Genomic DNA, 4,795 nt, shown 5'->3' on the forward strand with positions numbered 1-4,795 from the left:
CCGTGGTGGTCGAGGCCGAACGGCTGCTCACCGACGCGCTCGCCGCCCGCGCCGCCGGACGCCGCCCCGCCCCGGGCCCGGACGCCCTGAGCCACAGCCTCACGGGCCATGCGCACGCCGCCCGCGATCTCGCGCACGTCACCGCCGCGCGCGTGCTCAGGCCCCTGAGAGGAATACGCCGATGACGACAGCCAACGGCACCGCACCGAGCGCGCTCTGCCGCGCCGACGCCGACGGCCGGATCACCTTCGAGCTCACCGAGGCCGCCGGACACCCCGACGCCCGCGTCCTGCTGCGCCGCGCGGCCGCCAAGGGCAGCCCGGCGCCCGACGAGCACGCCCTCCCCCTCGAACCGGCGGGCGACGGACGCTTCCGCGCCGTACTGGAAGCCGAGCCCGCGCTCGCCGAGGGCCGCTGGGACGTGCTCCTGGTCCGCGAACCCGGCGCCGAACCCGAGCGGCTGCGCTCCGGCCCGCGCGACCTGCGTGCCCTGCTCGACGGCCACCTGCGCGAGTGGGCCGCCCCGGTCGCGGTGCGCGTCCCGTACGCCACCCAGGACGGCCAGCTCGCGGTGCGCGCCTGGCTGCGCCCCGCGCATGCCGAGACCGGCCACATCGACGTGGACACGCGGGCCACGACGGTGACGGGCCGCCTGCACGGCGCCGAGTTCGCCGACGACGGCCTCGTACGGGTGCGGCTGCGCGGCGCCCGGGGCCGGGACGTGACCGTGACGCCCACCGTGGACGCCGACCGCAGGGGCTTCGCCTTCACCGTGGACCACGGCGAACTGGCGGGCACCGAGGCGCCGGACGCGCCGGGCTACTGGGACGTGTACGTCCTGCCCTCGGCCGGTGCCGCGCCGGTGCGGGCCGGACGCCTCCTGGACGACGTGGCCCACCGCAAGCACTCCTTCGTCCACCCGTCGGTGCGGGCCGGCGCCGCCACCGTGTGGCCGTACTACACGGTCGACAACGACCTCTCCTTCGACGTCGGCCCGGCCCGCTGACCGGGTGACCGGGGCCCCGGCCCGCGCCGTCGTACGGCACGGGCCGGGGCCCGAGTGGTGGATCAGGGCAGTGTGCGGCACAGCAGGGCCGCGGGCCCCGGACGGCTGCCGAACCGGGTGGTGAAGGCGATCCCGGCCGCGTACTCGTTCACCGCGCACTGGCCCTTGTAGTCGCCCTCGGCGAAGTCGCCGCCCGCGCCGTCGGCGGGACGGTTGTCCGAGCGGTCGAACCACACGGTGCGGCCGTTGCCGCCGAGCGCGCCCTTGCCCGGTGCGCACACCGCCGCCGAGACCCGCTCGCCGCGCAGGCTGTACCCGATGAGGAACGCCCCCGACGGGCACTGGAACTTGGTGTAACCCGACGCCCAGTCGCCGCCCGAGGGGACGTACCGCTCGTCGTTCACGACCGTTTGGCCGCCGTCGGCCGCGCGGAGGTCGGAGGCACCGGTGTCCGTGCACAGCCCGCGTCCGGCGGTGTGGCTCAGTCCGATCAGCCGCAGGCCGTCCGGGCAGGCCGCCTTGTAGGCGCCCGGGTCCCAGTCACCGGCGGCCTTCGCCTTCAGGGACTCCACCGCGTCCCCGTGGTCGGTGCTCAGCATCCGCCACACCGGCACCGGCGCCACCGCACCCGTCTTGCCCGAGTCGGCCATCAGCCGCTGCCAGCCCGCGGACCGCCAGTCGCCGCCGTCGAGGATGCCCGAGCGGCGCCCGGAGGTGTCGTAGCGCAGCAGCGCCCAGTCGTCGTGGCCCTCGAAGCCGACCAGCGGCCAGTACGCGAAGTCGGCGTCGTGGTCCGCGAAGTAGTCGGTGGTGTTGGTGAACCAGGTACGCGCCTTGGCGTTGGTGTCACCCGAACCGGCACCGAACTCACTGATCCACACCGGCGCGGTGTAGTGCTTGCCGTTCTCCTCCACGAAGAACGCCTCGTCGTACATGGCCTGCCCCAACTCGTCGCGGGACATGTCCTGGTAGCGGGCGTCGTGGGTCTCGCCCACGCCGGTGGCGCCGCTGTGGTGCGGTCCCGTGTAGCCGTAGAAGTGCGCGGAGTAGACCAACTTGTGCGCGTTGACCAGGGTGTTGGACAGGGTGCGCACGGGGGTGAGCATCGGTCGGCCGTGCGGGAAACCGTCCACGGGCAGGCCCGTCCAGTTGATGCCCTCGATCACGATGAGCAGGTTCGGGTTGCCCTCGGTCAGGATGCGGTCACCGGCCAACTGGGCGGCCGCGTACCAGTCGTGGTCGTCGCCCAGGCCCCAGTTGGGGTCGTCGAGGATGTTCCGGCGGACTTCGTTGTAGAGGTCGGCGCCGACCACGCCGGGCACGGAGGCGTAGCGGCGGGCCATGAACACCCAGTCGTCGGCCCACTGCCGGGTCGACTGGCTGGTGTTCCACCGCTCGTTGCCGTCGACACCGCAGCACCAACGCGAGGTGTTGGTGTGGTTGTTGAGGATGACCGCGAACCCGCCGTCGCTGAGCGCGTTCACCACGGCGTCGTAGACCTGGAGCGGGGTCTTGCCGCGCAGCTGGGGGTTGGCGGCCACGGCGGCGTCGGGGACCGTCGTGGTGGAGCGGATCATCTCGTTGGAGAACGGCAGCCGGATGCTGTTGATGCCCAACTGGCGGAAGTCAGACAGTAGTTGGGCCATCGGCACCCGGTCGAGGCCGAGCGGGATGTTGTGCGAGTCCTGGCCCGCGTGGTGGTTCGCCGGGTCGTCGGTGCTGCCGCTGCCGTTCCACGAGCCCTGCGCGCCGTCCCAGTTGGCGGACTTCAGCCGGAAACGGTTGCCGAGACTGTCGACGATGTAGCGGCCCTGGGTGGACAGCGGCCCGTGCAGGCTGGCGGCGGCCGCCTGGGTGCCGTGCGCGACGGCGGCCGGCTCGGCGGTGGCATGGGGCGCGGCGTGCGCGGCCGAGGCAGCGGTGGAGACGAGAAGCAGCCCTGCGGCCGAGGCGACCAGACGCAGGGAGGGTGAAGCTGTCGGCATGGGGGAGCCCTTGGTCTTCCGGGGGATGAAAGTGCGTGAACCTGCTTGAAAAGCAAGGGAGTTGCGTGAGGGAGCCGGAGTGACGGGCGTACCGGCTGGGCGGCAGTCTCCACCACCGCGCACCCCGAGCGGAAGGGATTCCCGGAAGGTACGGACCACACCCGCGCACGGGTGTGTGCGGCGGACGCGCTCAGGCCGCCGCGTGCTGCGACAGTTCGGCCCAGATGGTCTTGCCCCGGTGCTCGCGCCGGGTGCCCCAGTGCTCGGTGAGCTGGGAGGTGATGGACAGACCCCGCCCGTGCTCGTCGTCGTCCTCCGCGTGCCGCAGCTGGGGCGCCGTGCTGCTGTCGTCGGTGACCTCGATGATCAGGGCCGCGTGGTCGCGGACCAGCCGCAGCCGGATCGGTCCCTCGGAGTAGCGCACGGCATTGGTGACCAGCTCGCTGACCACCAGCGTCGCCGTGAAGGCCAGCTCCGCCAGGCCCCAGTGGTCCAGCCGGTGCTCCGTGCGGCTGCGGGCCTCCCCGACCGCCTCCGGCTTGTTCGGCAGGGACCAGGAGGCGACGCGGTCGCTGCCCAGGCCGAGCGTGCGGGCGAGGAGGAGCACCCCGTCGCCCGTGGGGTGGGGGCGCGCCAGGTCGCTCAGGATCGTCTTGATGATGTCCGGCAGCGGACGGTCCTCGGGACGCAGCGCCTCGCCGAGCCGGGCCAGCTGCTCCTGGGAGTCGGGGCTCGCGTCACGCAGCAGCACCGGGTTGCACAGCATGACCAGCGTGCCGACGGGCAGCTCGATGCGCACCGAGTGGTAGCGCGGCGCCCCACGCCCCAGCGGCGGACCGATCGGCATGTCGGCGAAGGCCACCGGCTTGCCGGGACGGACCACCGCGGGCGGCGGATGACCCGCGCTCGCCAGGGTGCAGCGGTGCGACACCGGGTCGTAGACCGCGTACAGACAGCACGTGCCCGCGCGCCTGCTGTCCAGCGTGTCGTCCAGATGGCGGGACTCCTCCGCGTCCAGCCGGGAGACCAGGTCGTGCACCCGCTCAAGGAGCTCCTCCGGGGGCAGGTCCAGGGTCGCCAGGGCGCCGATGGCCGCGCGCAGCCCGCCCATGGTGACCGCCGCCCGGATGCCCCGGGTCGGCGGCTCCCCGACGACGAGCCCGATCCGGGCGCCGGACAGCGGAATGATGTCGAACCAGTCCCCGCTGGTGCTGCTCGGCAGATAGCTGTGCGCCGTCTCCACGGCACTGTGCCCGGGTACGTGCACCGGGCGCAGGCTGAGCTGGAGGATACGGGCGACCGAGCGCTCGCGCGTGTAGAGCCGGGCGTTGTCCAGGCACAGCGCGGTGTGCCGGGTCAGCTCGTCGGCGAGCCGGAGATCGTCCTCGGTGAACGGGGCGGCGGTGCGCTGCCGGTAGAAGCGGGCGAGGCCGAGGATGCCGCCCCGCGCGGCGAGCGGCACCGCCATCCGCGAGTGCGCGTCCCGCTCCGGCACCAGCGCGTTGCTCTTGCCGTGCGTCTCCGCCTCCTCATGGCCGTCCGGACCGCCGAGCAGCACCGGGCGCCGCTCGGTGAGGACCTGCTTGTAACGGGAGGACAGGCCGGGTTCGAGCACGCTGCCGACCTCGATCGGCCGGTGCCCGTTCGTGGGCCGTACCGAGCTGTAGCCCGCGCAGCGCAGCAGCAGATCGTGGCCGAGCGACTCCAGCGGGGGCACGTCGCCGCGCAGCACCGCGTCCAGTACGTCCACCACCACCGTGTCGGCGAGATCGGGCACGCACACGTCCGCCAGCTCCTGCGCCGT

At 73.3% G+C, this 4,795-nt stretch carries 3 protein-coding genes and 1 pseudogene; 2 read left to right on the forward strand and 2 right to left on the reverse strand.

Going from position 1 to position 4,795, the window contains the following annotated elements:
* Together GTW40_RS04020 and GTW40_RS04025 are read left to right on the forward strand one after the other, a co-directional pair.
* Positions 1-185, forward strand: a pseudogene (locus GTW40_RS04020) (glycosyltransferase family 4 protein); the annotation flags it as partial.
* Positions 182-1,006: a hypothetical protein gene (locus tag GTW40_RS04025; RefSeq protein ID WP_161178758.1), complete on the forward strand. Its 825-nt coding sequence runs from the start codon at positions 182-184 to the stop codon at positions 1,004-1,006. The pseudogene GTW40_RS04020 and the gene GTW40_RS04025, both read left to right, overlap by 4 nt.
* A gap of 62 nt (positions 1,007-1,068) precedes the next feature.
* On the opposite strand, the gene GTW40_RS04030 is transcribed toward GTW40_RS04025, so the two are convergent.
* Both GTW40_RS04030 and GTW40_RS04035 read right to left on the reverse strand, forming a co-directional pair.
* Entirely contained in the window at positions 1,069-2,991 is a 1,923-nt protein-coding gene (locus tag GTW40_RS04030; protein WP_161178759.1) for a cellulase family glycosylhydrolase, read from the reverse strand.
* Between the two features lie 190 nt (positions 2,992-3,181).
* Positions 3,182-4,795 (reverse strand): SpoIIE family protein phosphatase (locus GTW40_RS04035; protein ID WP_237525325.1); only part of this gene is annotated, 1,614 nt, incomplete at its 5' end.

It is taken from the genome of Streptomyces sp. SID4985, from assembly GCF_009863025.1.
GTDB lineage: Bacteria > Actinomycetota > Actinomycetes > Streptomycetales > Streptomycetaceae > Streptomyces.

Bases quoted from the DNA above. Each gene is read 5' to 3' on its own strand.
- GTW40_RS04025 (WP_161178758.1), top strand. From the start codon at position 182: ATGACGACAGCCAACGGCACCGCACCGAGCGCGCTCTGCCGCGCCGAC.
- GTW40_RS04030 (WP_161178759.1), bottom strand. From the start codon at position 2,991: ATGCCGACAGCTTCACCCTCCCTGCGTCTGGTCGCCTCGGCCGCAGGG.